The 24,742-nt window shown below is 66.2% G+C and carries 23 protein-coding genes; 21 read left to right on the top strand and 2 right to left on the bottom strand.

Translation table 11 applies throughout. The features are described from left to right. The 5 genes from mepA (at position 1) to NOF55_RS00855 (ending at position 5,668) form a co-directional block, all read left to right on the top strand. Positions 1 to 1,029 (top strand): penicillin-insensitive murein endopeptidase, encoded by a 1,029-nt coding sequence (mepA, locus tag NOF55_RS00875; RefSeq protein ID WP_306409432.1) that lies wholly within the window; start codon positions 1 to 3, stop codon positions 1,027 to 1,029. Between the two features lie 222 nt (positions 1,030 to 1,251). After that, the gene (locus NOF55_RS00870) at positions 1,252 to 2,274 is read left to right on the top strand and encodes a glucokinase (RefSeq protein WP_306409431.1); all 1,023 of its coding nucleotides are present in this window, start codon (positions 1,252 to 1,254) and stop codon (positions 2,272 to 2,274) included. Between the two features lie 102 nt (positions 2,275 to 2,376). Further along, positions 2,377 to 4,161 carry an ABC transporter ATP-binding protein gene (locus NOF55_RS00865; RefSeq protein ID WP_306409430.1) on the top strand — a complete coding sequence of 595 codons (1,785 nt, stop codon included), beginning with the start codon at positions 2,377 to 2,379 and terminating at the stop codon, positions 4,159 to 4,161. A 27-nt stretch (positions 4,162 to 4,188) separates the two neighbouring features. After that, positions 4,189 to 4,998 carry a 4-hydroxy-tetrahydrodipicolinate reductase gene (gene dapB, locus NOF55_RS00860; protein WP_306409429.1) on the top strand — a complete coding sequence of 270 codons (810 nt, stop codon included), beginning with the start codon at positions 4,189 to 4,191 and terminating at the stop codon, positions 4,996 to 4,998. 34 nt (positions 4,999 to 5,032) lie between these two features. Continuing rightward, positions 5,033 to 5,668: a 2,3-bisphosphoglycerate-dependent phosphoglycerate mutase gene (locus tag NOF55_RS00855; protein WP_306409428.1), complete on the top strand. Its 636-nt coding sequence runs from the start codon at positions 5,033 to 5,035 to the stop codon at positions 5,666 to 5,668. A 162-nt stretch (positions 5,669 to 5,830) separates the two neighbouring features. Here NOF55_RS00855 and phnF read toward each other — a convergent pair whose 3' ends face one another. Then, positions 5,831 to 6,568 (bottom strand): phosphonate metabolism transcriptional regulator PhnF, encoded by a 738-nt coding sequence (gene phnF / locus NOF55_RS00850; protein ID WP_306409427.1) that lies wholly within the window; start codon positions 6,566 to 6,568, stop codon positions 5,831 to 5,833. A 144-nt stretch (positions 6,569 to 6,712) separates the two neighbouring features. Between phnF and phnG the strand changes: the two genes are divergently transcribed. The 14 genes from phnG to phnN all read left to right on the top strand — a co-directional run bounded on the left by phnG (position 6,713) and on the right by phnN (position 18,971). Then, positions 6,713 to 7,180, top strand: coding sequence for a phosphonate C-P lyase system protein PhnG (gene phnG, locus NOF55_RS00845; RefSeq protein WP_306409426.1), 468 nt, complete (start codon positions 6,713 to 6,715; stop codon positions 7,178 to 7,180). Beyond that, entirely contained in the window at positions 7,180 to 7,788 is a 609-nt protein-coding gene (phnH, locus tag NOF55_RS00840) for a phosphonate C-P lyase system protein PhnH (RefSeq protein WP_306409425.1), read from the top strand. The genes phnG and phnH overlap by 1 nt, the downstream gene beginning before the upstream one ends. 1 nt (position 7,789) lies before the next feature. Next, positions 7,790 to 8,902: a carbon-phosphorus lyase complex subunit gene (locus NOF55_RS00835; RefSeq protein ID WP_306409424.1), complete on the top strand. Its 1,113-nt coding sequence runs from the start codon at positions 7,790 to 7,792 to the stop codon at positions 8,900 to 8,902. Further along, on the top strand, positions 8,899 to 9,789 hold the full coding sequence (locus NOF55_RS00830) for an alpha-D-ribose 1-methylphosphonate 5-phosphate C-P-lyase PhnJ (protein ID WP_306409423.1): 891 nt from the start codon (positions 8,899 to 8,901) through the stop codon (positions 9,787 to 9,789). Before NOF55_RS00835 ends, NOF55_RS00830 begins: the two co-directional genes overlap by 4 nt. A 178-nt stretch (positions 9,790 to 9,967) precedes the next feature. Further along, on the top strand, positions 9,968 to 10,744 hold the full coding sequence (gene phnK / locus NOF55_RS00825; protein WP_306409422.1) for a phosphonate C-P lyase system protein PhnK: 777 nt from the start codon (positions 9,968 to 9,970) through the stop codon (positions 10,742 to 10,744). Between the two features lie 2 nt (positions 10,745 to 10,746). Further along, on the top strand, positions 10,747 to 11,454 hold the full coding sequence (phnL, locus tag NOF55_RS00820; RefSeq protein ID WP_306409421.1) for a phosphonate C-P lyase system protein PhnL: 708 nt from the start codon (positions 10,747 to 10,749) through the stop codon (positions 11,452 to 11,454). Further along, entirely contained in the window at positions 11,451 to 12,071 is a 621-nt protein-coding gene (locus tag NOF55_RS00815) for a DapH/DapD/GlmU-related protein (protein ID WP_306409420.1), read from the top strand. Before phnL ends, NOF55_RS00815 begins: the two co-directional genes overlap by 4 nt. A gap of 108 nt (positions 12,072 to 12,179) precedes the next feature. After that, positions 12,180 to 13,025: a phosphonate ABC transporter ATP-binding protein gene (gene phnC / locus NOF55_RS00810; RefSeq protein ID WP_306409419.1), complete on the top strand. Its 846-nt coding sequence runs from the start codon at positions 12,180 to 12,182 to the stop codon at positions 13,023 to 13,025. A 77-nt stretch (positions 13,026 to 13,102) separates the two neighbouring features. After that, entirely contained in the window at positions 13,103 to 14,008 is a 906-nt protein-coding gene (gene phnD / locus NOF55_RS00805) for a phosphonate ABC transporter substrate-binding protein (RefSeq protein ID WP_306409418.1), read from the top strand. A 71-nt stretch (positions 14,009 to 14,079) separates the two neighbouring features. Further along, positions 14,080 to 15,060 carry a phosphonate ABC transporter, permease protein PhnE gene (phnE, locus tag NOF55_RS00800; protein WP_306409417.1) on the top strand — a complete coding sequence of 327 codons (981 nt, stop codon included), beginning with the start codon at positions 14,080 to 14,082 and terminating at the stop codon, positions 15,058 to 15,060. Then, complete coding sequence (gene phnE / locus NOF55_RS00795; RefSeq protein ID WP_306409416.1) at positions 15,057 to 16,409, top strand: phosphonate ABC transporter, permease protein PhnE; 1,353 nt, start codon at positions 15,057 to 15,059, stop codon at positions 16,407 to 16,409. Before phnE (NOF55_RS00800) ends, phnE (NOF55_RS00795) begins: the two co-directional genes overlap by 4 nt. Before the next feature lie 137 nt (positions 16,410 to 16,546). Continuing rightward, complete coding sequence (locus NOF55_RS00790) at positions 16,547 to 17,233, top strand: DUF1045 domain-containing protein (protein ID WP_306409415.1); 687 nt, start codon at positions 16,547 to 16,549, stop codon at positions 17,231 to 17,233. 17 nt (positions 17,234 to 17,250) lie between these two features. Continuing rightward, a complete protein-coding gene (locus tag NOF55_RS00785; RefSeq protein WP_306409414.1) occupies positions 17,251 to 18,390 on the top strand; it encodes an alpha-D-ribose 1-methylphosphonate 5-triphosphate diphosphatase in 1,140 nt (379 codons plus the stop codon). Beyond that, positions 18,390 to 18,971 (top strand): phosphonate metabolism protein/1,5-bisphosphokinase (PRPP-forming) PhnN, encoded by a 582-nt coding sequence (gene phnN, locus NOF55_RS00780; protein WP_306409413.1) that lies wholly within the window; start codon positions 18,390 to 18,392, stop codon positions 18,969 to 18,971. Before NOF55_RS00785 ends, phnN begins: the two co-directional genes overlap by 1 nt. A gap of 197 nt (positions 18,972 to 19,168) precedes the next feature. Here phnN and polA read toward each other — a convergent pair whose 3' ends face one another. Then, on the bottom strand, positions 19,169 to 22,147 hold the full coding sequence (polA, locus tag NOF55_RS00775; protein ID WP_306409412.1) for a DNA polymerase I: 2,979 nt from the start codon (positions 22,145 to 22,147) through the stop codon (positions 19,169 to 19,171). Positions 22,148 to 22,520: 373 nt separating this feature from the next. Between polA and NOF55_RS00770 the strand changes: the two genes are divergently transcribed. After that, the gene (locus NOF55_RS00770; protein ID WP_306409411.1) at positions 22,521 to 22,937 is read left to right on the top strand and encodes a MarR family winged helix-turn-helix transcriptional regulator; all 417 of its coding nucleotides are present in this window, start codon (positions 22,521 to 22,523) and stop codon (positions 22,935 to 22,937) included. A gap of 78 nt (positions 22,938 to 23,015) precedes the next feature. After that, positions 23,016 to 24,398 carry a M20/M25/M40 family metallo-hydrolase gene (locus NOF55_RS00765; protein WP_306409410.1) on the top strand — a complete coding sequence of 461 codons (1,383 nt, stop codon included), beginning with the start codon at positions 23,016 to 23,018 and terminating at the stop codon, positions 24,396 to 24,398. The last annotated feature ends 344 nt before the right edge of the window (positions 24,399 to 24,742 follow it).

The following is a 24,742-nucleotide window of genomic DNA, read 5'->3' as shown; positions in this document are numbered from 1 at the left end:
ATGACATCCTTCCTCACACGTTCTTCCGGCACCCGGCGGGTTGCCGGCGCGCTCCTGGCTCTGGCGGTCGCCGCCGGCGCATCGCCGGCAGCGGCGGACAACGCCACCCCCGCCAAGGCGCTTTTCGGCGCGGCCGCGGTTCCGAGCGCCGGTTCGCCGGTGCCCTACGGTTCCTATGCCAAGGGCTGCATCGAGGGGGCGCAGGCCCTGCCGGTCGACGGTCCGAACTGGCAGGTGATGCGCCTCTCGCGTAACCGCAACTGGGGCCATCCGGAGCTTCTGTCCGTCATCCAGCGGCTTTCGCGCGACGGCGTGCGGGAAGGCTGGCCGGGGCTTCTCGTCGGCGACATCTCCCAGCCGCGCGGCGGACCGATGACGAGCGGCCACGCCTCGCATCAGATCGGCCTCGACACCGACATCTGGCTGACGCCGATGCCGAACCGCCGCCTTTCAGCGAGCGAACGGGACCAGATGCCCTTCACCTCCATGCTGGCGCCCAACAAGTTCCTGACCATCGACGACAGCAAGTGGACGCCCGCCCATGCCCGCCTGATCATGAAGGCGGCAAGCTATCCGGAAGTGGCGCGCATCTTCGTCAACCCGGCGATCAAGAAGCGGCTTTGCGAGACCTGGACCGGCAACCGCAACCTGCTCGGCAAGGTGCGCCCGATCTACGGCCACGACGCGCATTTCCACATCCGCATCTCCTGCCCCGCCGGGGCTTCCGGCTGCCAGGAACAGGCCGCGCCGCCGAGCGGCGACGATTGCGGCAAGAACCTCGCCTGGTGGTTCACCAAGGAGCCCTGGGCGGCACCGAAGAAGGACCCGAACGCGCCGCCGCCCAAGCCGCCGCGCGCCGTAACGCTGGCCGACCTGCCGAGGGCCTGCTCCGCCGTGCTGGCCGCCGCCCCCTCCGGCGCGGTGGCCGCCAGCGCCTACGCGCCCTCCCCTGCCGCGCCGGCCGCAGCCGGAGCACTTCTGCCCGGCCAGACGATTCCCGTGCCGCGGGCCCGGCCCGCCGGGCGCTGAAACCGATCGAAGGGGCTTGCCTCTGCGTGGTCCCGGCGCTATTCAATCGGTTGAAATGACAGGGCTGCGGCGATGCGGAACGCATCCGGAAACATAGCCGGATCGTAACGAAGCGGGTATAAGGTCATATCCGCCTGACGGCCGGCCTTGCGATCGTCAGGCGGTCGCGGCCCCTGCCAGCCTCTCGCACACGGCGCCCTGCGGCGCGAAAACGGATCGACGATGCTCAAATACCCGGACACCGACCATCAGCCCTTTCCCATCCTGATCGGGGACATCGGCGGAACGAACGCCCGCTTTTCGATTCTCATCGATACCTATGCGGAACCGAAGGAATTTCCGATCCTGCGCACGGCGGATTTCGCCGGCATCGAGGACGCGATCCAGCAGGGCGTGCTCGACAAGACCTCGATCCAGCCGCGTTCGGCCATTCTCGCCGTTGCCGGGCCGATCCACAGCAAGGAAATTCCGCTGACCAACTGTCACTGGGTGCTGCGCCCGGCCGACATGTGCGCCAGCCTCGGACTGGAAGACATCGTCGTCATCAACGATTTCGAGGCGCAGGCGCTGGCCGTGGCATCGATGTCGGACGAAAACCGCGAGGAGATCGGCAGCGTCGGCAAGGTGCCGGTCGCGTCGCGGGTCGTGCTCGGCCCCGGCACCGGGCTCGGCGTCGCCGGGCTGGTCCATGTCCAGCGGCGCTGGATTCCCGTTTCCGGCGAGGGCGGCCATGTCGATCTCGGGCCGCGCAGCGAACGCGACTTTTCGGTCTTCCCCCATATCGAGCGCATCGAAGGGCGCGTTTCCGCCGAGCAGGTGCTGTGCGGCCGCGGCATCGTGAACCTCTACCGCGCCGTCTGCAAGGCGGACGGCGTGAAGCCGGCCCTGTCCGATCCGGCCGACGTCACCGCCGCCGGTCTCGGCGGGAACGATGCCGTCGCCGTCGAGACGCTGTCGCTTTTCGCGACCTATCTCGGCCGCGTCGCCGGCGACATGGCACTCGCCTTCATGGCGCGCGGCGGCGTCTATCTGGCAGGCGGCATCACGCAGAAGATCCTGCCCGTCCTGAAGCAGCCGGAATTCCGCGCGGCGTTCGAGGACAAGGCACCGCATTCGGCGCTGATGCGGACGATCCCCACCTTTGCCGTCACCCATCCGCAGGCGGCGCTGGCGGGCCTTGCCGCCTATGCCCGCACGCCGACGAATTTCGGCGTCGCCACCGAAGGCCGCCGCTGGCGCGGCTGAGACCGCGCCTCCGGCCCCGGCGAAAACCTATGGTCAAACGGCTTTCCAGCCTCTATAGAGCGCGGCTGGAAAGCATTTGAATCGACAGGAAGGTCTCGCGCCTTGACCGATACGGATAAGCCCAAGCGCGCCATCGACACGCAGAACGTCGGGGCGGTTCTGAAGCGCGTCATCGCCGAGAACGGCCGCGAACACATCAAGTCCTACATCCTCGCCATCATCTGCCTCGGCCTCATCGCCGGAACGACGGCGTTCACGGCGTGGATCATGGAAACCGTCATCAACGAGGCGTTCGGCCGCAGCGATTCCGGCTTAATCTGGATCGTCTGCGTCGTGATCTTCCTGGCCTTCGTCCTGCGCGGCCTGGCGACCTACTGGCAGGCTGTGCTGCTGATCAAGATCGGCAACAATATCGTCGCGAAATACCAGCGCCGCATCTACGAACATCTGATGAAGCTTTCCGTCGGCTTTTACAGCGACGCGCGCTCGGCGCAGCTCGCCGCCCAGATCGGCCAGAACATCTCGGGCATCCGCGACATCCTGAACATGACCGTCACCTCGATCGCCCGCGATCTCCTGACGCTGATCGCGCTGATCGGCGTGATGATCTCGAAGGACTGGGTGCTGACGCTGATCGTCTTCATCGTCGCGCCGCCGCTGATGCTCGGCCTGCGCTACGTTTCCAAGCGGCTTCGTTCCGCTACGCGCCTGTCGGTGGAAGTCAACAGCTACGTCATCGGCGCCATGCAGGAAACGGTTCAGGGCATTGCCGTCGTGAAGGCCTTCACGATGGAGGAAGAACTCAGCCGCAAGGTCAGCCACCTGATCTCCGACGCCGAGAGGCGGGCCAACCGCATCGCCCGGCTTGCCGAGCGCACGGCGCCGATGACGGAAACCTTCGCCGGCCTGGCGATTTCCAGCGTCATTGCCTACACCGCCTACCAGTCGCTCTATGCGGGCGCGCTGCCCGGCGCCTTCGTCGCCTTCGTCACCGCCCTGCTCATGGCCTACGACCCGGCCCGCCGGCTCGCCCGCCTCCAGGTGAGGGTCGAGGCTGCCGCGACCAACGCCCGCATGCTCTACGAAATCCTCGACATCGAACCGTTGCAGCGCGACACGGACGGTGCGAAGGCGCTCGAGGTCACGCAGGCGCGCATCGAGTTCCGCGATCTGGTGTTTGCCTACGGCAACGGCAGGCGCGTGCTCGATGCCGTGTCCTTCGTCGCCGAAGGCGGCATGACCACCGCGCTGGTCGGCCCGTCCGGCGCCGGCAAATCGACGATCCTCAATCTCATCCCGCGCTTCTACGATCCCGAGCAGGGTGCGATCCTGATCGACGGGCAGGACATCGCCAAGGTGACGAAATCGTCCCTGCGCCGCCACATCGCCTATGTGTCGCAGCAGCCGCACCTGTTCGAGGGCACGATCCGCGACAATATCCGCTACGGACGCCCGGATGCGACGGACGCCGAGGTGGAAGAAGCCGCGAAGATGGCCTATGCGCACGATTTCATCGTCGCCCAGCCGCAGGGCTACGACACCGCCGTCGGCGAGAACGGCGTGACGCTCTCCGGCGGCCAGCGCCAGCGCCTGTCCATTGCCCGCGCCCTGGTGCGCAACGCGCCGATCCTGCTTCTCGACGAGGCGACCTCGGCGCTCGACACGGAATCGGAGGCCTTCGTGCAGAAGGCGCTGGACACCGCCATGACGGGCCGTACGGTGATCGTCATCGCCCATCGCCTGTCCACGGTCGTCAATGCAGACAAGATAGTCGTGATGCAGGACGGCAGGATTGCGGAGGAAGGAACGCACGAATCGCTGATGGGCCGCGAAAACGGGCTTTACGCGCGCCTCAACAACCTGCAAACAGTGCGTGCGGATATCTGACGGAACGAAAACAGGACGAGGGACGGCATGAAACTGGTGGTGACGGGCGCGGGCGGACGCATGGGCCAAGCGCTCATCCGCATCATCGCGGCAACGCAGGGCGCGACGCTGCACGCCGCCATCGACCGCGAAGGCTCGCCGCTGATCGGCCGCGATGCCGGCGAGATATCCGGCGTCGGCACGCTCGGCGTGCCGATCACCGCCGATCCGCTGACCGCCTTCCTCAATGCCGAAGGCGTCGTCGACTTCACCTCCCCGGCGGCCAGCGTCGAATATGCGGGGCTGGCGGCGCAGGCGCGTATCGTCCACGTCATCGGCACCACGGGCTGCTCCGCCGCCGAGGACGAGCAGATCCGCGCCGCCTCCCGGCACGCCCGCATCGTCAAGTCCGGCAATATGAGCCTCGGCGTCAATCTGCTGGCCGAACTGGTGCGGCAGGCGGCCCGCGCGCTCGAAGCCGCCGACTGGGACATCGAGGTTCTGGAAATGCACCACAAGCACAAGGTCGACGCCCCCTCCGGCACGGCACTGCTGCTCGGCGAGGCCGCGGCGGAAGGCCGGGGCATCGACCTTGCGCAGAAATCGGTGCGGGTGCGCGACGGCCATACGGGACCGCGCCGGGAGGGCGATATCGGCTTCGCCACCTTGCGCGGCGGCTCGGTGATCGGCGACCATTCGGTCTATTTCGCCAGCGAGGGCGAGCTGGTGACGCTGTCGCACACCGCCCTCGACCGCAGCATCTTCGCCCGCGGCGCGGTGAAGGCCGCGCTCTGGGCCTTCGGGCAGAAGCCCGGCTTCTACACCATGTCCGACGTTCTCGGGCTGTCGAAAACCTGAACGCCTTTCCATCACCCAAGCAGAGGATCATGTCATGAGCGGTACCCTTGTCCTCGTTCGCCACGGCCAGAGCGAATGGAACCTGAAGAACCTTTTCACCGGCTGGCGCGACCCGGATCTGACCGCGCTCGGCGTCGAGGAAGCCAATGCCGGCGGCAAGGCGCTGGCGGATTACGGCATCACCTTCGACATCGCCTTCACCTCCGCCCTGACCCGCGCCCAGAAGACCTGCGACATCATTCTCGAGAATGTCGGCCAGGCCGGCCTCGAGACGATCAGGAACGAGGCGCTCAACGAACGCGACTACGGCGACCTGTCCGGCCTGAACAAGGACGATGCCCGCGCCAAGTGGGGCGAGGATCAGGTTCACATCTGGCGCCGCTCCTACGACGTTCCGCCGCCCGGCGGCGAGAGCCTGCGCGACACCGGCGCCCGCGTGTGGCCCTATTACCTGACGGAAATCCTGCCGCGCGTGCTGGCCGGCCAGAAGGTTCTGGTCGCCGCCCACGGCAATTCGCTGCGCGCCCTCGTCATGGTGCTCGACCGGCTGAGCAAGGAGGAAATCCTCAAGCTCAACCTCGCGACCGGCGTGCCGATGGTCTACAAGCTGAACGCCGATTCGACCGTCGCATCGAAGGACGTCCTGGGCGACATGTCGAACGCGCACTGAGCGCCGCCTTCAGTTTTTCTTTTGTCACCCTCGGGCTCGAGCCCCAAGGCTCCACGCCGCAAGCAGCGCGGTGGATGGTCGGGTCCAGCCCGACCATGACGGAGGAGGGGGCGGCGCGTTTCGCCAACCTTCCAAACCCGCCGCATGGCGGGTTTTTCCGTTTCAGCCCTCGACGGTGAACTGCACCCGGTCCGCCGGGAAGCGGCTGACGGCATACTGGATCGGCAGGCCGTGCGGATCGGCGTTCAACGCCGCCGTGACCAGAACGATGGCGCCGGGCGCGAGGCCGAGATCGGAAAGATCGCCCGGCTCGGCATGCACCGCGCTGATTTCCGTTTTCACGCGCACATAGTCCTCCACCGCGAAATCCTTCAGCGCCGCCGTCACCGATCCGGTCCGCGCGTAGACATCGGCGATCCCGCGAAAGCGGGGCAACGGATACCAGGCGGTCGAGCGCGACACGGCCCGCGCGTCGGCCATGCGCAGCGATTCGATCCGCAGCACCGGCGTTCCCGGCGCCACGTCCAACGCCGCCGCGACGACGGCGCTGGCCGGCTCCTCGGCATGGTCGAGCACATGACCCGACAGTTCGCGCGCCTGCGTCCCGATCCCCTCGGTGAAGCGGGTGCGACGGGAGATCGGAAAATTCAGCCGCTCGCGGCGCAGGATGAGCGTCCCCACGCCCTGCACGGGCCGCAGCATGCCCTCCTGCGTCAAGGCCGAAAGCGCTGCGCGCACCGTGTGGCGGTTGACGCCGAAATCGGCGGCGAGAACCGTTTCCGGCGGCACCATGCCCGTCTCGTCGTAGCTTCCGTCCGCGATCGCCGCCCGAATCCGGTCGGCGATCTGCCGCCACAATGCCACGCCGCTCTGCCGTCTTACCAATCCGCTGTCGTTCATCCGTCACACGCTTGTCATGAGTTCGGAATAGATATACACCATATTGTATGGTTGTCTACATAAATAGATATTTGCGAGCCATCTTCGAGACAGCCGACGAATTTTTCGAAGATGCGCCCCGAACCGACCCAGGAGGTGCAAGACATGGCCGAGACGGCAATTCCAGATCCGGGAACGGCGCGGGCCAAGCGCGCGTCCGACCTGATTGCCCGCGCGACGCGGGCCGAACTCAAGACGCTGATCGATGCGCTCGGCGTCACGGCGGAGGCGACGCCGCTCAGAGGGCCGGAAACCGGCCTTGTGATGGTGCGCGGCCGCATGGGCGGCGGCGGCTCTCCCTTCAATCTCGGCGAGGTGACGGTCAGCCGTGCCACGATGCGGCTTGCCTCCGGCACGGTCGGCCACGCCCATGCGCTCGGCACCGACCGCGAAAAGGCGCGGCTCGGCGCCATCGTCCATGCGCTGTGGCAGGAAGAGGCCACGCGGGACCGCGTCGAGAGCGGCCTGCTTGCGCCCGTCGAACGGCGAATCACCGAAGAGAATGCCCGCAAGCGGGCCGAAACCGCCGCCACGCGCGTCGATTTCTTCACGATGGTCAGAGGAGAGGACTGATGGGAGCAGCAGCAGATACGCTGGCCGGCGGCTTTCACGACCCGGTGTTTCAGGGGCAGGCCGTGTTCCGCCTCGTCATGGATGGCATGGCGCGGCCCGGCACCCTCCAGACCGTGACGGACGAGGCCGGCGCCCCGGCCCCGCTCGGCGCGGCGGCGGGCGCCATCGCGCTGACGCTGCTCGACCACGACACGCCGGTCTGGCTTTCCGCCGGTTTGCAGAAATCCTCCGTGCCGGGCTGGCTCGCCTTCCACACCGGCGCACCGCCGGCGACGGAAAAGACCGAGGCCCGTTTCGCATTCCTCGAAGCCGACGCCCCCCTTCCCGCTTTCGGCCTGTTCTCGGCCGGAACGCAGGACTATCCGGACCGCTCGGCGACCCTCATCATCGAGATCGGCGGCTTCGACGGCGCCGACGCCTTGAAGCTGTCGGGTCCCGGCATTGCCGGCGGCCGCCTCGTCCACCCGGAAAGCCTGCCGGAAGGCTTCCTGCGGCAATGGGCGCAGAACCACGCCCTTTTCCCGCGCGGCATGGACATCGTGCTGACGGCGGGCGACCGCTTCCTCTGCCTGCCCCGGACCACGCGGATTTCCGCCGGAGAACTGTAAGATGTATGTAGCCGTGAAAGGCGGGGAAACCGCCATCGCCAACGCCCACCGCCTGCTGGCCGACCGGCGGCGGGGAGACCGCTCGCTGCCGGCGATTTCCAACGAACAGGTGATCGAGCAGCTGGCGCTTGCCGTCGATCGCGTCATGGCCGAAGCCTCGCTCTACGACCGGACGCTGGCCGCGCTCGCCTTCCGGCAGGCGCGCGGCGACATGATCGAGGCGATCTTCCTGCTGCGCGCCTATCGCACCACGCTGCCGCGCTTCGGCACGTCGCGCCCCATCGACACCGCCGCCATGCTGGTCGAGCGGCGCGTGTCCGCCACCTACAAGGACCTGCCGGGTGGCCAGCTTCTCGGGCCCACCTTCGACTACACCCACCGGCTGCTCGACCCCTCGCTGCTCGACGACGGCGCCGTGGAGGAAGGCGAACGGCGCGAGGAGGGCGGCGACGACGTCATGCGCGTGTCCGACATTCTGGCACAGGAAGGGCTGATCGAAGGCGACGGCACGCTTTTGGACGACGAGGGCGGCGGCGACCTGACCCGCGAGCCGATGGAATTTCCCATGAGCCGCGACCTGCGCCTTCAGGCGCTGGCGCGCGGCGACGAGGGCTTCCTGCTGGCGCTCGGCTATTCGACACAGCGCGGCTACGGCCGCACCCATCCCTTCACCGGCGAGATCCGCATCGGCGAGGTGGAGATCGAGATCGAGGTTCCGGAACTGGGCCATGCCGTCTCGCTGGGTGAAATCCGCGTTACCGAATGCCAGATGGTCAACCAGTTCAAGGGTTCCGCCAAGGTGCCGCCGCAGTTCACGCGCGGCTATGGCCTCGTCTTCGGCCAGAGCGAACGCAAGGCCATGTCCATGTCGCTGGTCGACCGGGCCCTGCGGGCGAAGGAATTTGGCGAGGACATCGTCGCCCCGGCACAGGACGAGGAATTCGTGCTGTCCCATTGCGACAACGTTCAGGCGACCGGCTTCGTCGAACATCTGAAACTGCCGCACTATGTCGACTTCCAGGCCGAACTCGGCCTCGTCAGGCGGATGCGCGCCGAATACGAGGCGGCCAACGCCACTCCCGAATCATCCGAGAAAAAGGAGGCTGCCGAATGAGCGACGCCGCCGCGACAGGCCTTGCGGCCTACAATTTCGCCTATCTGGACGAGCAGACCAAGCGGATGATCCGCCGCGCCATCCTGAAGGCCATCGCCATTCCCGGCTATCAGGTGCCGTTCGCCTCGCGCGAAATGCCGATGCCCTACGGCTGGGGCACCGGCGGCGTGCAGGTGACGGCCGCGATCATCGGTCCCGACGACAGGCTGAAGGTCATCGACCAGGGCGCCGACGACACGACCAATGCCGTCTCCATCCGCGCATTCTTCGCCAAGGTCGCCAACGTCGCCGTCACCACCCACACGGACGAGGCAACGATCATCCAGACGCGCCACCGCATTCCGGAAAAGACACTGAAGGAAGGCCAGGTGCTGGTCTATCAGGTGCCGATCCCCGAACCGCTGCGCTTTCTCGAACCGCGCGAGACCGAGACGCGCACCATGCATGCGCTTTCGGAATACGGCCTCATCCACGTCAAGCTCTACGAGGACATCGCGATGAACGGCCACATCGCCACGACCTACGCCTATCCGGTGAAGGTCGCCGGGCGCTACGTCATGGACCCGTCGCCCATTCCGAAGTTCGACAATCCGAAGATGCACATGTCGGATGCGCTCCAGCTGTTCGGCGCGGGCCGCGAGAAGCGCATCTACGCCGTGCCGCCGCACACCGAAGTCGTCAGCCTCGATTTCGAGGACCATCCCTTCGAGGTGCAGACGTTCGACCGCCCCTGCGCGCTGTGCGGCGCGGAAGACGTCTATCTCGACGAGGTGATCCTCGACGACCGCGGCGGACGCATGTTCGTCTGCTCAGACACCGACCATTGCGAGGAACGCCGCGCCTGCGGCTGCGTCGGCGAGCTGGGTGTCAGGGAGGCGGCGGAATGAGCGCGGTTTTCCGGAAAGTCCCCCTCATCCGGCTGCCGCCACCTTCTCCCCGGCGGGGAGAAGGCGAAAGAAGCGCCGGCCTTGCCCCGATTCCCTTCTCCCCGGGGGAGAGAAGGTCCCGGCACGGGGATGAGAGGGCCGCCTGCATTTCATCCAACCGTTTCGTGGAGAATAACCGATGACCGACACTCCCCTCTTCAAGGTCAACGGCATCTCGAAGTTCTACGGCACCCGCACCGGCTGCCGCGACGTCTCCTTCGAGCTTTACCCGGGCGAAGTGCTTGCCATCGTCGGCGAAAGCGGCTCGGGCAAGACGACCCTTCTCAACTGCATCTCGACGCGGCTGACCCCGACCGCCGGCAGCGTCGAATACCGCATGCGCGACGGCGCCTTCCGCGACCTCTACCGCATGGGCGAGGCGGAACGGCGCATGCTGATGCGCACCGACTGGGGCTTCGTCCACCAGAACCCGGCCGACGGATTGCGCATGACGGTCTCCGCCGGGGCGAATGCCGGCGAGCGGCTGATGGCGGTCGGCGAGCGCCATTACGGCCGCATCCGCGCCACGGCATCCGACTGGCTGGAGCGCGTCGAGATCGGCACCGACCGCATCGACGACCAGCCCCGCACCTTTTCCGGCGGCATGCGCCAGCGCCTCCAGATCGCCCGCAACCTGATCACCGGCCCGCGCCTCGTCTTCATGGACGAGCCGACCGGCGGCCTCGACGTGTCCGTGCAGGCGCGCCTGCTCGACCTCGTCCGCTCGCTGGTCAACGATCTCGGCCTCGCGGTCGTCATCGTCACCCACGACCTCGCGGTCGCCCGACTGCTCTCGCACCGGATGATGGTGATGAAGGAGGGCCGCGTCATCGAGACCGGCCTGACGGACCGGGTGCTCGACGATCCGCGCGAACCCTATACGCAATTGCTTGTTTCCTCGATCCTTCAGGTGTGACCATGCCCACCCCTCTCGTCGTTTCCGAAGTCCGCAAGAACTTCGTCATGCACCTGCGCGGCGGCCTCGTGCTGCCGGTCGTCTCCAATGTCGGCTTCTCGGTGGCGAGCGGCGAATGCGCCGTGCTCTCCGGCCCCTCCGGCATCGGCAAAAGCTCGATCCTCAAGATGCTCTACGGCAATTACGGCGTCGACGGCGGCCAGATCCTCGTCAACCATCAGGGCAAGGTGCTGGACATGGCCTCGGCGGCCGCCCGCACCGTTCTCGACGTGCGCCGCAAGACGATGGGCTATGTCAGCCAGTTCCTGCGCACCGTGCCGCGCGTCGCGGCCATCGACGTGGTGGCGGAGCCGCTGCTGGCGCGCGGCGTCGCGCAGGAGGAGGCGCGCGAGCGCGCCGGCCGCATGCTGTCGCGCCTCAACCTGCCGGAGGCACTGTGGCAATTGCCACCATCCACCTTCTCCGGCGGCGAGCAGCAGCGCGTCAACATCGCCCGCGGCTTCATCACCGACCACACGATCCTTTTGCTCGACGAGCCGACCGCCTCGCTCGACGCCGCCAACAGCGCCGTCGTCGAAGAGCTGATCGCGGCCAAGAAGGCGGCGGGCGTCGCCATCGTCGGCATTTTCCACGATGCGGACGTGCGCAGGAAGGTCGCCGACCGGCTGATCGACGTCTCGGCCTTTTCGCCCGGAAGGAAGGCGGCATGAACAGCATTCTTTCCGAACAGCCCACCATTCACGAAACCGCCGTGGTGAAGGACAGCCGTCTCGGCCGCTATACCGAGATTGCCGAATTCTGCCGCGTCCGCGAGAGCGTGGTCGGCGACTATTCCTATGTGATGGAACAGGGCCATCTGTGGAACGTGCATATCGGCAGGTTCTCCAACATCGCCGCCTTCGTGCGCATCAACGCCACCAACCATCCGGTGGAGCGCGCCACGCTGCACCACTTCACCTACCGCGCCGGCAACTACTGGCCGGGCGTGGAGGACGACGAGGCGGATTTCTTCGCGGCACGGCGCTCGAAGCCCGTGACCATCGGCCACGACACCTGGATCGGCCACGGCGTCACGATCCTGCCCGGCGTGACCGTCGGCAACGGCTCGGTGGTCGGCTCCGGCGCCGTCGTCACCCGCGACGTGCCGTCCTATACCATCGTCACCGGCGTTCCGGCCCGGCCGATGCGGGAGCGTTTCGACCGGGAGACGGCGGCGCGGCTCGAAGCGCTCGCCTGGTGGGACTGGGACCACGAACGGCTGCGCGAGGCGCTCGGCGACTTTCGGTCGCTCACGGTTCACGAATTCCTGAACCGCCACGGCGGCTGAATCGTCAGCCGCCCGCCGCTTTAACAAAACTGACACACAACTGACATTCGGGCTTCATGACAGGTCGCTATTGCCGGGCAAGCAATAACGGCAGGGAACGGTCTGGACATGAAGTTCGAGTTGAGGAATATCACCCGGCGCTTCGGCGGCCATATCGCGGTCAATTCCGTCAATCTCACCATTCCGCAGGGCCAGATGGTCGGCGTCATCGGCCGGTCGGGCGCGGGCAAATCCACCCTGCTCAGGATGATCAACCGGCTGGCCGACCCGACCTCCGGCTCGCTGCATTTCAGCGATCTCGAAGTCTCCGCCCTCAAGGGCGCGGCGCTGCGCAACTGGCAGCGCGATTGCGCCATGATCTTCCAGCAGTTCAACCTCGTGCCGCGCCTCGACGTGATGACCAACGTCATGCTCGGCCGGCTCAACCACCGCCCGGCGGCGATGAGCCTTCTCGGCATCTTCACCCGCGAGGAGCGCATCGCGGCGATCGCCGCCCTCGAACGGCTCGGCATTGAGCAGACGGCGCTCCAGCCGGCCGGCACGCTGTCCGGCGGCCAGCAGCAGCGCGTGGCGATCGCCCGGGCGCTGATGCAGGCGCCGAAAATGCTGCTCGCCGACGAGCCCATCGCCTCGCTCGACCCGCTGAACGCCCGCATCGTCATGGACGCGCTGAAGGACATCAACGAGCGCGAGGGCATCACGGTCATCACCAACCTGCACACGCTCGACACCGCCCGCGCCTATTGCGAGCGCATCGTCGGCATGGCCGGCGGCCACGTCGTGTTCGACGGCACGCCCGACCAGCTCGACGCCGAGGCGGTGCGGATGATCTACGGAACCGGCAGCGACGGCTCCGAAATCGACGAGAGCATGACCTCGACCAGCATCACCTCCGGCAAGGCCGCGCAGGGTTTCACGCCGTCCGTGCCGGCGGTGGCCACCGCGCGGGCCTGAATCCGTTCCCGTCACGGCGCCGTCACCGGCGCCATTTTTTCGATCCCCTCACACATGGTCCAACAGGAGCAACACCCATGCTGAAGAAACTCCTCCTCTCCGTCGCCACGCTCGGCCTTCTCGCCGGCTCGGCCGCCGCCCAGGACGTCAAGGTCCTGCGCATCGGCCTCGACGGTTCGGAAAACGAAGCCGACCAGATCCGCAACACGCAATGTGTCGCCGACGGCCTGAAGGCCGCGACCGGCGTCCAGGAAGTCCAGATCTTCCCGTCGCCGGACTATAACGGCGTCATCCAGGGCCTGCTCGGCGGCACCATCGACATCGCCTCGATGGGCGCTTCCTCCTATGCCGCGATCTACCTCCAGGCCCCCGATGCCGTCGACCCGATCCTGACCTATACGCAGTCGGACGGCTCCAGCGGCTACTACTCGATCATGGTGGCGCGCAAGGACAGCGGCATCAAGACGCTCGCCGACGCCAAGGGCAAGACGCTCGGCTTCGCCGATCCCGACTCGACCTCCGGCTATCTCGTGCCGAACGTCGCCCTGCCGAACGAAATCGGCGCGCCGGTCAACCAGTATTTCAGCGAAACCGGCTTCGGCGGCGGCCATGAGAACCTCGTTCTCGGCGTTCTCGACGGCAAGTTCGACGTCGCCACCACCTTCGGCTCCGGCGTCGGCAGCTGGGAAGAGGGCTACACCGGCGGCAACCTGCACCAGATGGTCAACAAGGGCATCCTCGACATGGACGACCTCGTCGAGGTCTGGAAGTCGCCGCTGATCCCGAACGGCCCGCTCATGGTCTCCAACAAGCTGCCGGCCGACGTCAAGGAAAAGGTGGAAACCTACTTCTTCGAACTGCCGCAGAAGGACGCCGAGTGCTTCCGCGCCTACACGCAGGGCGACAACAAGGACTACATCAAGGTCGACCAGTCCTTCTACCAGACGATCATCGACGCCCGCAAATCGGTCATCGGCGGCTGATCCCTCTTCGAACCCCGGAACGGCGGCGCTTCATCAAAGCGCCGCCGTCTTCATGAAAGGAAGCCGACAGCATGGCCGGAAATATCTCAACCGCACCGGATGACGGGCTTGGCGCCTCCTCGGCGCTGGTGATGCGCCATTACCAGCAGCAGGTGGTGCAGCGCCGGATCTATACCGGCATCGCCATCGTGGTCTTCCTTTTCGCGCTCGGCGCGTCGCTGAACTTCGCCAACAACGCCAATTCCGGCAAGTTCTTCGAGCGCCTGCCCTATTTCTTTGATTTCATCCGCAATTTCGTGCCGGACAGCCCGATGGAAATCGTCCGGGCGATGTTCGACCTGCCCTCGCCCTATGCGGACGGCTCGCTGAAATACGACTACACCTCCAGCCGGGTCTACATCACCGAGAGCATCTACATCCCGCAATTCATCTACCAGCTCGTCGTCACGCTCAACATCGCCTTCGTCGCGACCATCATCGGCACGTCCCTCGCCTTCGTGCTGTGCTTCCTCGCCGCCACCAACCTGGTCGGCACGGGGCCATTGCGCTTCGTCGTCCGGCGGATCATGGAGGTGATGCGCGCCTTCCCGGAAATCGTCATCGCCGGGCTCCTGACCGCTATCCTCTCCATCGGCCCGATCGCGGCGATCATCGCGATCACGGTTCACACCATCGGCGCGCTGGGCAAGCTGTTCTTCGAAGTGGTCGAGAATGCCGACATGCGGCCCGAGGAGGGCCTGCGCGCGGCCGGCGCCAGCTGGGTGGAGCGGGTGCGCTTCGCCATCGTGCCGCAGGTGCTGCCGAATTTCGTCTCCTATGCGCTGCTGCGCGCCGAGATCAACGTGCGCGCCTCGACGATCATCGGCGCGGTCGGCGGCGGCGGCATCGGCGAGGTCTTCCGCCTCGCCATCGGCCGCGACCATGCCGCCAAGACCTATGCGATCATCATCCTGCTTTTCGTCACCATCGTCGTGGTCGACCAGTTCTCCGCCTGGCTGCGCCGCCGGCTGACCAACGACCAGACCTTCAACATCGGCAGGGGTGTCATATGAAATCCTCCGTTCCGCTGATCAACGCCGCCGAGCGCGAGCGTCTTCTCGCCGCCTATCCGCAGGCCTTCCACCGCAGCTTCCTCCAGCGCTACGGGCTTGTCGTCGCCGTCGCCGCCATTTTCGCCTATCTCGGCATGTGCTTCGTCTTCTTCAATGTCGGCCCGGCCTTCCAGCAGGCGCGCTGGGACCGCGCCTCCATCTACATCCAGGACTGGTATTCCTGGCGGGCGCAGCCGCGCCTGCGCTTCCAGGACGGCGCGGTGACGGCGCAATGGTCGAGCCGCGGGCAATATCCGGCGGGCGCCGAGATCGACTGGCTGGTTCCGACCCCGGACGGCGGCTATACGGTGATCTTCGACGGCATGGACAATCGCCTCGAAGTCACGCCGCAGCGCGTCGACGTCTTCGTCGACGGCGTGTCCTGGCCTGTTGCCATCCACCAGGAGGAGACCGTGGCGCCGGCGGGCGCGCCCGAGGAAATCGTGCAGGACGGCAACAAGGTCGTCGTTCGTTACGGCTTCGCCGGGCAGGCGGAAATCCGCACCAGCCAGGTCTATATCCAGCGGCGCTTCCTCGGCTGGGCGAATTTCTTCTTCGACACCCGCTCGCCGTTCTGGGGCAAGAGCTTCACCGAACTGGCGGGGCTGGCATTTTTCGGCGAGCGCGTCGACCCGGCGCAGTCGAACGCCTCGAAGATGCTGGGCGACTTCCTCAACAACGGCACGTGGCAGCACGCCGACATCCTGTCGAAGCTGATGCAGACGCTGGTCATGGCCTTCGTCGGCACGCTGTTCGCGACGCTCGTCGCCTTCCCGCTCGCCTTCGTCGCCGCCCGCAACATTACGACGAGCCGCCCGGTGAACTGGGGCATGAAGCGCTGCTTCGATTTCCTGCGCTCCATCGACATGCTGATCTGGGCGCTGTTCTTCACCCGCAGCTTCGGCCCCGGCCCCATTCCCGGCATCGCCGCGATCTTCGCCACCGACACCGGCGCGCTCGGCAAGGTCTATGCCGAGGCCGTCGAGAACATCGACGAGAAGCAGCGCGAGGGCGTGAAGTCGCTCGGCGCCGGCCCCGCGGCCGTCAACCGATACGGCGTGGTGCCACAGGTGCTGCCGGTGTTCATCTCGCAGTCGCTTTATTTCTGGGAATCGAACACCCGCTCGGCCACCGTCATCGGCGCGGTGGGCGCCGGCGGCATCGGCCTGAAGCTGCTCGAGGCAATGGGCACCAACGCCGACTGGGACAAGGTGGCCTATATGGTGCTGCTCATCCTCGCCGTCGTCTTCATCTTCGACAACATCTCCAACACGCTGCGCTGGAGGCTGATCGGCAAGCAGACGCACTGAAATCCTTTTCCGGCGAAATCGCCGGAAAACCATCATCATTCTGTCATGGAAAGCGACTAGGGCAGTAGCCGACCTTGCGGCGGGTACGCGATTGCACTCTAATGCACGCCCTCCGCCGATGACAGAAAGATCCGCCCGTGCGCTACGCCCTCTATTTCACGCCCGCCCAGGACGATCCGCTGACCGTTGCGGCCGCCCGGTGGCTGGGTCGCGACGCCTTTTCCGGCGGGCTTGTGGCGCAGGGCGAGGAGGCGCCGCTTTCCCTCGAAACGCTGCGCGAGGCGACCGCCGAACCACGCCGCTACGGTTTCCACGCGACGCTGAAGGCGCCTTTCGCCCTTGCGGACGGCGCGTCGCCAGCCGGGCTGATCGACGCTATGGCCGCCTTTGCCGCCGAAACCCGCATCTTCGACATCCCGGCCCTGTCCCTCGGCCGGATCGGCGCCTTCTTCGCGCTGGTGCCGGGCGCGCCCTGCCCACCGCTTCGGGAATTCGCGGCGGATTGCGTGCGCCGTTTCGAACCGTTCCGCGCCCCTCTTGCGGAAGCCGATATCGCGCGCCGCAGGCCGGAAAGGCTGACGCCCGCGCAACGCGAGCATCTCGCCGTATGGGGCTATCCCTACGTCATGGACGAATTCCGTTTCCACATGACGCTTTCCGGCCCGCTGGAACCGGCCCTGGCCGATGCCGTCGAGCCGGTTCTGAAATCCCGCTTTGCCGGTTTCCTCGGCAAACCGCTCCCTGTCTCGGGTCTCGCGCTCTTCGTCGAACCGGAGCGGGGAGCCCCCTTCACCGTCCATACATGGCTGCCGCTTGCGGCATGACTGACGAAAGAAAACCGATGTCCGCCGAACAGATATTCACCAACGCCGCCATCGTCCTCGAAGACGAGATCGTCAACGGATCCGTGCTGGTCCGCGACGGCCGGATCGCCGACATCTCCGCCGGCAACACCCATGCCGGCGAGGATATCGAGGGCGATTACCTGATCCCCGGCCTGGTGGAACTGCATACCGACCATCTGGAGACGCATTATTCGCCGCGCCCCAGCGTCCGCTGGCACAAGACGGCGGCGATCCAGGCGCACGATGCACAGATCGCTTCTTCCGGCATCACCACCGTCTTCGATTGTCTGCGCCTCGGCTCCGACGAGGACGGGGGCTTCCAGAAGGGTGAGATGCGCGAGATGGCCGACGCCATCCAGGCCGCCGAGCGCGAGGGCCGGCTGCGCGCCGACCACCTCATCCACCTGCGCTGCGAGGTGGCCTCCAGCGATGTGCTCGACCATTATTCCGATTTCGAGGAGGACCCGCATGTCCGCCTCATCTCGCTGATGGACCATTCGCCGGGCCAGCGCCAGTTCCAATCGATGGAGCAGTACACCTTCTACTACAAGAACAAGCGCGGGCTGGACGACGCGGCCTTCGCCCGTTTCGTCGACCGGCGCGTGGCAGCCTCGGAAAAATACGCGGCGCAGCACCGCGATTTCCTGGCGAAGGCCTGCGCCGAGCGCAGAATCACCGTCGCGAGCCATGACGACGCGACCACTGCCCATGTCGAGGAGGCGATCGGCCACGGGGTGCGGCTGGCCGAATTCCCGACCAGTTTCGAAGCCGCCAAGGCATCGCACGGCGCGGGCATGAGCGTGCTGATGGGTGCGCCGAACGTGGTGCGCGGCAAGTCGCATTCCGGTAACATCGCCGCGCGCGACCTCGCCGAGAAGGGCGTGCTCGACGTGCTCTCGTCGGATTACGTTCCCTTCAGCCTGCTCTACGCGCCCTTCCTGCTGGCCGACGGCGTCGAGGGAATCAGCCTGCCGAAGGCGCTGGCGATGGTGACGGCCACCCCGGCCCGCACGGTTTCGCTCGACGACCGGGGCCGCATCGCACCGGGCCTGCGCGCCGATCTCGTCCGCGTCCACCGCTCCAACGATGTCCCGGTGGTGCGTTCGGTGTGGCGCGAAGGCCGGCGGGTGGTCTGATGGACTGCACGACCGGCACCGGCAGAGGCGCCCTGATCGTCGTCGTCGGCCCGAGCGGGGCCGGCAAGGACACGCTGATGGACGCCGCCCGCCGCCACTTCGCCGGGCGCGCCGACATCCACTTCGTGCGCCGCGTCATCACCCGGCCGGCCGAAGCCGGCGGCGAGGACCACGCGGCCGTGTCCCGCGAGGAATTCGACCGGCTGGTGGCAGCGGATACGTTCGCGGTCTGGTGGGGCGCCCACGGGCTGAAATATGGCGTGCCGCGCACGACCTGCGAGGAACTCGCCAGAGGGCATGTCGCCGTCGTCAACGGCTCGCGCTCGGCCCTACGCGCCTTCGGGCGGATCTTCACCCGCGTGAAGGTGATCTCCATCACCGCCACGCCCGAGGTTCTCGCCGAACGGCTCGCAGCGCGCGGCCGGGAAAGCCGCGAGGAGATCCTGAACCGCCTCGCCCGCGCGCCCCAGGAAATCGACTGCGACCTCGATGTCTTGACCATCGACAACAGCGGCCGGCTGGAGGATACGGTGAACGCCTTCGTGACGGCGCTGGAAGAGGCCGCGGCGGAGCGCGTTTAGCTCGGGGCTTGCCGTGTCGCCCCCTCTGGCCTGCCGGCCATCTCCCCCACAAGGGGAGACAATGGGGTCGAATGCCCACACACATTCCGTCACTGTCGGACTCGACCCGAGGGTCCACGCAGCGGACGCGACATGAATGGTCGGGTCAGGCCAGACCATGACGAACGAGAGCGTATGGGAGATACCGGTCCTGACCCTCAGTGCGCCTCGTCCCAGTTATGGGCGGCACGCGCATCGACCTTCAACGGCACCTTCATCTCGAGGCTCGGGCGGGTGGCGTTTTCCATCGTCTGCGTGACGACGCCGAGCGTCGCCTCGACGGCCTCGTCCTCGACCTCGAAGATCAGTTCGTCGTGAACCTGAAGCAGCATCTTCGCCTTTTCGCCAAGCCCGGCGTGCGAAAGCGCCCCTTCCATGCGGATCATCGCCCGGCGGATGATATCGGCGGCGGAGCCCTGGATCGGCGCGTTGATCGCCGCGCGTTCGTTGAAGGCGCGGACCTGCGGGTTGGAGGAGCGGATTTCCGGATAATAGGCGCGGCGGCCGAAGATGGTCTCGACATAGCCCTTCTCGCGCGCCTCGGCCTTGGTCTTGTCCATGTAGTCGCGGATACCGGGGAAACGCTCGAAATACCGCTTGATGTATTCGCCCGCCTCCGAGCGCTCGATGCCGAGCTGGTTGGCGAGACCGAAGGCGGAAATGCCGTAGATGATGCCGAAATTGATGGCCTTGGCGCGGCGGCGCACCTCCGCGGGCATGCCTTCCACCGGCACGCCGAACATTTCGGACGCCGTCATCGCGTGGATGTCGATGCCTTCGTCGAAGGCGCGGCAAAGCTGGGGGATTTCCGCGACATGGGCGAGCACGCGCAGCTCGATCTGGCTGTAGTCGGCGGAGACGAGCTTGTGGCCCGGCGAGGCGATGAACGCAGTGCGGATCTTGCGGCCTTCCGCCGTGCGCACGGGAATGTTCTGGAGGTTCGGTTCCGAAGACGAAAGCCGGCCCGTCGTGGTCGCGGCCAGCGAATAGGAGGTGTGCACCCGCTTCGTCTCCGGGTGGATGAAGCCCGGCAGCGCATCGGTGTAGGTGGATTTCAACTTGGTAAGCTGGCGCCAGTCGACGATCTTGCGCGGCAGGTCGTGGCCGGCGGCGGCGAGGTCTTCCAGCACCTGCGCGGAGGTGGACCATTGCCCCGTCTTGGTCTTCGACCCGCCGGGCAGGCTCATCTTGCCGAACAAGATGTCGCCGAGCTGCTTCGGCGAGCCGACATTGAACGTCTCCCCGGCCAGTTCGTAGATTTCGGCCTCGAAGGCCGCGGCCTTCTGGGCAAGCTCGCCGGAAAGGCGCGAGAGGATCTGCCGGTCCACCGAAATGCCGCGCTCTTCCATGCGCGCCAGCACCGGCACCAGCGGCCGTTCCAGCCGCTCGTAGACCGTCGCCAGCCCTTCGGCGATAAGGCGGGGCTTCAGCACATGCCAGAGGCGCAGCGTCACGTCGGCATCTTCCGCCGCATAGGCCGTGGCCCGGGCGATCTCGACCATATCGAATGTGACGGCGCCCTTGCCCGACCCCGCGACCTCCTTGTAGGCGATGGGAGTATGGCCGAGCCACCGTTCCGACAGCGCGTCCATGCCGTGCGAGCCGGTTCCGGCTTCCAGAACGTAGGACAAGAGCATCGTATCGTCGAAACCGGCGATCTCGATGCCGAGGCGCTTCATCAGCAGGTAGTCGTATTTCAGGTTCTGGGCCACCTTGAGAACGGAGGTATCCTCCAGAAGCGGCTTCAGGCGCGCCAGCGCTTCCCTTTCGGGAATCTGGTCTTCCACCAGACCGCCGCCGAGCAGGTCGCCCCGGCCGCTCTTGTGGGAAAGCGGCACATAGCACGCCCTGACCGCCGTGCCCGCCGCATCGACCGTGTTGTCGGCCACCGCCAGCGAAAAGCCGACCAGTTCGGCCTGCATCGGATCGAGCGAGGTCGTTTCGGTATCGAAGGCGACGACGCCGGTTTCGCGCGCCAGCGCGATCCAGCGGTCGAGCGCCGCGGAATCGCGGACGGTCTCGTAGGCTTCCGTGTCGATCTTCGCACCCTTGAAGGTTGCGGCGCGCGCAGCCGCGAGCGAGGCGGGCGTCAGCGCATCGGGCGAAACGGCTGGGGCAGAAATGGCGGAAACGGCCCCGGCCTTCGCCGGTTCCGGCAGGGCGGCTGCGCCCTCGCCGACATCGGGACCATGCGCGTCCGCGCCCCATTCCACCGTCACCTCGACGGGATCGACGGCGGAGGCATCCGCGCCGGTGACTTCGGCGACGCGGCGGGTGAGCGTGGTGAACTCCATAGCCTTGAGGAAGGCGATCAGCTTCGGCCCGTCCTGCGGCTCCAGCACCAGCCCGTCCAGCGGCATGTCCAGCGGCACGTCGGTCCTGAGCGACACGAGCGTACGGGAAAGACGCGCCTTGTCGGCATTGGCGATGATGTTCTCGCGGCGCTTGGCCTGCTTGATCTCGCCGGCCCGGGCGAGAAGCGTATCGAGATCGCCATATTCGTCCAGCAGTTGCGCCGCCGTCTTCGGACCGATGCCGGGAACGCCGGGAATGTTGTCGATCGAATCGCCCGTCAGCGCCTGGAGGTCGATCATCTTTTCCGGCGGCACGCCCCATTTCTCGATGACCTCGGGAATGCCGATCTGCTTGTCCTTCATGCTGTCGTACATGTGGACGCAGGGCGTCACGAGCTGCATCAGGTCCTTGTCGGAGGAGATGATCGTGACGTCGCCGCCGGCCTCGGTCGCCTGGCGGGCATAGGTGGCGATGATGTCGTCGGCCTCGAAGCCCTCGGTCTCGATGCAGGGCAGGTTGAAGGCGACGGTCGCCTGACGGATCAGGCCGAATTGCGGGACCAGTTCCTCCGGCGGCGCGGAGCGGTTCGCCTTGTATTCGGGAAAGAGTTCCTTGCGGAAGGTCTGGGAGGAATAATCGAAGATGACCGCGAGATGGGTGGGCGTGACGCCGACGGAAGTGTCGCGCGCATTGGTGATCAGCTTCCAGAGCATGTTGCAGAAACCGGACACGGCGCCGACCGGCAGGCCGTCGGATTTGCGGGTGAGCGGCGGCAATGCGTGGAAGGCGCGGAAAATGAAGCCGGAACCGTCGACGAGGAAGAGATGATCACCTTTTTTCATGCGCGAATGGATAACCCGAGTGCCGCGCGGCGTCCAACACAAAGTTCTGCACCGGAACCGGCGGCGCCTCTCACCGCAACGTTACCGATTTGTAATGGGCTTTCCCTTGAAAAGCCGCATTTGGCCTATCATCTGTTCCTCGACGGCGGCGTTGTCCGCCCACCTTCTTGCCGTCGGCTCGTCCCCCGCCGCGGCAGGCCGGATGAAGACCTTCCCCCCTCTCCGGGTCTTCGTCCATTTGCACAAGCCGTCATGGTCAGCCCCCGGACCATGACGGCTTTTCGCTGCCGTTTACCCTTCCCCGATATGCGACCACCCGACGATTGTATGCGGCCCGGATTCGGCTTATCCAGTCATCATGGCATTCGATCGCATGAATTCGGCCACATATCTTGCCGGACAACTGGCGAAGAGTTTCAGCCGGTCGCTTCACGAGCGGTCGGCGGGCCTCGGATTCCTGCCCGGACAATTCCCCGTGCTGCTCGAACTGTGGAACGGCGACGGCCTGACGCAGAAGGACCTGCTCGACCGGCTCGACGTGGAACAGGCGACGCTCGCCAATACCCTGTCGCGGATGGAACGCGACGGGCTGATCGAACGCGAGGCGCATCCGAACGACCGCCGCAAGCAGGTGATCCGCCTGACCGAAAAGGCCAATGCCATGCGCGAGGCGGCGATTTCCGCCGCACTGGAGGCGGACGACGTCCTGTTTGCCGGCTTCCGCCGTTTCGAACGCGAGCTGATGCTGGAATATATCCGCCGCGTCATCGACAATGCCGGCAAGGCATAAAAGCCGGCAAGACGCCTTGCGCCGCACGCCCGGCCGTGCTTCGCTCCCTCACAGAATTCATTATGTGAGTCCAGCGCCATGACCGATCTTCCCGCCCTTCTCGACCACGCCGACAGCCAGCTCGATGCCAGCCTCGCACACCTGTTCGAGCTGCTGCGCATTCCCTCGATCTCGACCGACCCGGCCTACGCACCGGAATGCCGCAGGGCGGCGGAATGGCTGGCGGCCCGCCTCCAGGCGCTCGGCTTCGAGGCCTCGGTGCGCGATACAGCCGGCCATCCGATGGTCGTCGGCCATCATCCCGGCGCAACGGAGGATGCGCCGCATGTGCTCTTCTACGGCCATTACGACGTGCAGCCGGTCGATCCGCTCGATCTGTGGAGCCGCGATCCCTTCGATCCGTCGGTCGCCGACCTCGACGGAAACCGCAAGGTCATCACCGGGCGCGGCTCATCCGACGACAAGGGCCAGCTCATGACCTTCGTGGAAGCCTGCGCCGTCTACAAGGCGGTCAGGGGCGCGCTGCCCTGCAAGGTGACGATCCTGTTCGAGGGCGAGGAGGAATCGGGCTCGCCCTCACTCAAGCCCTTCCTCGAGGCGAATGCCGGGGAACTGACGGCCGATTACGCACTGGTCTGCGACACCGGCATGTGGGATGCCGACACGCCGGCCATCGCCGCGACGCTGCGCGGGCTCGTCGGCGAGGAATTCGTCGTCACCGCCGCCGACCGCGACCTGCATTCCGGCATGTTCGGCGGCGCGGCCGCCAATCCGATCCACATCGTCGCCGACATCTGCGCCGGCCTGCACGACGAGACGGGCCGCGTGACGCTCGACGGCTTCTACGACGGCGTCGAGGAGACGCCCTCCAACATCAAGGCATCATGGGACAAGCTCGGCCGCGATTCGGCAAGCCTGCTCGGCGAGGTCGGCCTGTCCGTTCCCTCCGGCGAGAAAGGGCGCTCGATTCTGGAGCTGACCTGGGCGCGGCCGACCGCGGAGGTCAACGGCATCACCGGCGGCTATACCGGCCAGGGCTTCAAGACCGTCATTCCCGGCCAGGCATCCGCCAAGGTGTCGTTCCGTCTCGTCGGCCAGCAGGACCCGGCGAAGATCCGCGAGAGCTTCCGCGCCTATGTGCGCTCGAAGCTGCCCGCCGATTGCTCGGTCGCGTTCCACGAACATGGCGGCTCGCCCGCCATCCATCTCTCCTACGATTCGCCGCTGCTCCAGAAGGCGCAGGCGGCGCTGTCCGACGAGTGGCCGAAACCGGCCATCGTCGTCGGCATGGGCGGCTCCATTCCGATCGTCGGCGATTTCCAGAAACTGCTCGGCATGGAATCGCTGCTGGTCGGCTTCGGTCTTTCCGACGACCGCATCCATTCGCCGAACGAGAAATACGAGCTTCGCTCCTTCCACAAGGGCATCCGCTCGTGGATCCGGATCCTCGCAGCCCTTTGAGACGGACGAAAAGGGCGCAGCCTGCGCCCGCCCGGCTGTTGCGAAAGGACTCGTTGCTTCCTGTCGTCATGGTCGGGCCTGAACCCGACCATATCCGCGTCGCTTGCGGCGTAGACCCTTGGGGCTCAAGCCCGAGGGCGACGAAGGAGAAGGGTTGCCAATATACTGAAGGCGCAGCCAGCGCCCTTTCTTTCAAAGGCCCCGAAAACAAAAAGGCCGGGCAAGCCCGACCTTTCCCAATCCGCTTTTCGAAACCTGCCAGTACATCCGTGGTCAGACTTTCGAGGCGAATTTAATTCATCGATTTCCCGGCGCGTCAGGCAAAGCCTGCAAACGCTCTTGAG

The organism is Ectorhizobium quercum (assembly GCF_026552795.1).
GTDB classification, from domain to species: Bacteria; Pseudomonadota; Alphaproteobacteria; order Rhizobiales; family Rhizobiaceae; genus Ectorhizobium; species Ectorhizobium quercum.
Note: the sequence above shows the minus strand (reverse complement) of the source record. Positions and strands in the feature narration are given on the sequence as shown.

Coding starts and splice junctions, on each gene's coding strand:
- mepA (WP_306409432.1), top strand. CDS start 1: ATGACATCCTTCCTCACACGTTCTTCCGGCACCCGGCGGGTTGCCGGC.
- NOF55_RS00870 (WP_306409431.1), top strand. CDS start 1,252: ATGCTCAAATACCCGGACACCGACCATCAGCCCTTTCCCATCCTGATC.
- dapB (WP_306409429.1), top strand. CDS start 4,189: ATGAAACTGGTGGTGACGGGCGCGGGCGGACGCATGGGCCAAGCGCTC.
- NOF55_RS00855 (WP_306409428.1), top strand. CDS start 5,033: ATGAGCGGTACCCTTGTCCTCGTTCGCCACGGCCAGAGCGAATGGAAC.
- phnF (WP_306409427.1), bottom strand. CDS start 6,568: ATGAACGACAGCGGATTGGTAAGACGGCAGAGCGGCGTGGCATTGTGG.
- phnG (WP_306409426.1), top strand. CDS start 6,713: ATGGCCGAGACGGCAATTCCAGATCCGGGAACGGCGCGGGCCAAGCGC.
- phnH (WP_306409425.1), top strand. CDS start 7,180: ATGGGAGCAGCAGCAGATACGCTGGCCGGCGGCTTTCACGACCCGGTG.
- NOF55_RS00835 (WP_306409424.1), top strand. CDS start 7,790: ATGTATGTAGCCGTGAAAGGCGGGGAAACCGCCATCGCCAACGCCCAC.
- NOF55_RS00830 (WP_306409423.1), top strand. CDS start 8,899: ATGAGCGACGCCGCCGCGACAGGCCTTGCGGCCTACAATTTCGCCTAT.
- phnK (WP_306409422.1), top strand. CDS start 9,968: ATGACCGACACTCCCCTCTTCAAGGTCAACGGCATCTCGAAGTTCTAC.
- phnL (WP_306409421.1), top strand. CDS start 10,747: ATGCCCACCCCTCTCGTCGTTTCCGAAGTCCGCAAGAACTTCGTCATG.
- NOF55_RS00815 (WP_306409420.1), top strand. CDS start 11,451: ATGAACAGCATTCTTTCCGAACAGCCCACCATTCACGAAACCGCCGTG.
- phnC (WP_306409419.1), top strand. CDS start 12,180: ATGAAGTTCGAGTTGAGGAATATCACCCGGCGCTTCGGCGGCCATATC.
- phnD (WP_306409418.1), top strand. CDS start 13,103: ATGCTGAAGAAACTCCTCCTCTCCGTCGCCACGCTCGGCCTTCTCGCC.
- phnE (WP_306409417.1), top strand. CDS start 14,080: ATGGCCGGAAATATCTCAACCGCACCGGATGACGGGCTTGGCGCCTCC.
- phnE (WP_306409416.1), top strand. CDS start 15,057: ATGAAATCCTCCGTTCCGCTGATCAACGCCGCCGAGCGCGAGCGTCTT.
- NOF55_RS00785 (WP_306409414.1), top strand. CDS start 17,251: ATGTCCGCCGAACAGATATTCACCAACGCCGCCATCGTCCTCGAAGAC.
- phnN (WP_306409413.1), top strand. CDS start 18,390: ATGGACTGCACGACCGGCACCGGCAGAGGCGCCCTGATCGTCGTCGTC.
- polA (WP_306409412.1), bottom strand. CDS start 22,147: ATGAAAAAAGGTGATCATCTCTTCCTCGTCGACGGTTCCGGCTTCATT.
- NOF55_RS00770 (WP_306409411.1), top strand. CDS start 22,521: ATGAATTCGGCCACATATCTTGCCGGACAACTGGCGAAGAGTTTCAGC.
- NOF55_RS00765 (WP_306409410.1), top strand. CDS start 23,016: ATGACCGATCTTCCCGCCCTTCTCGACCACGCCGACAGCCAGCTCGAT.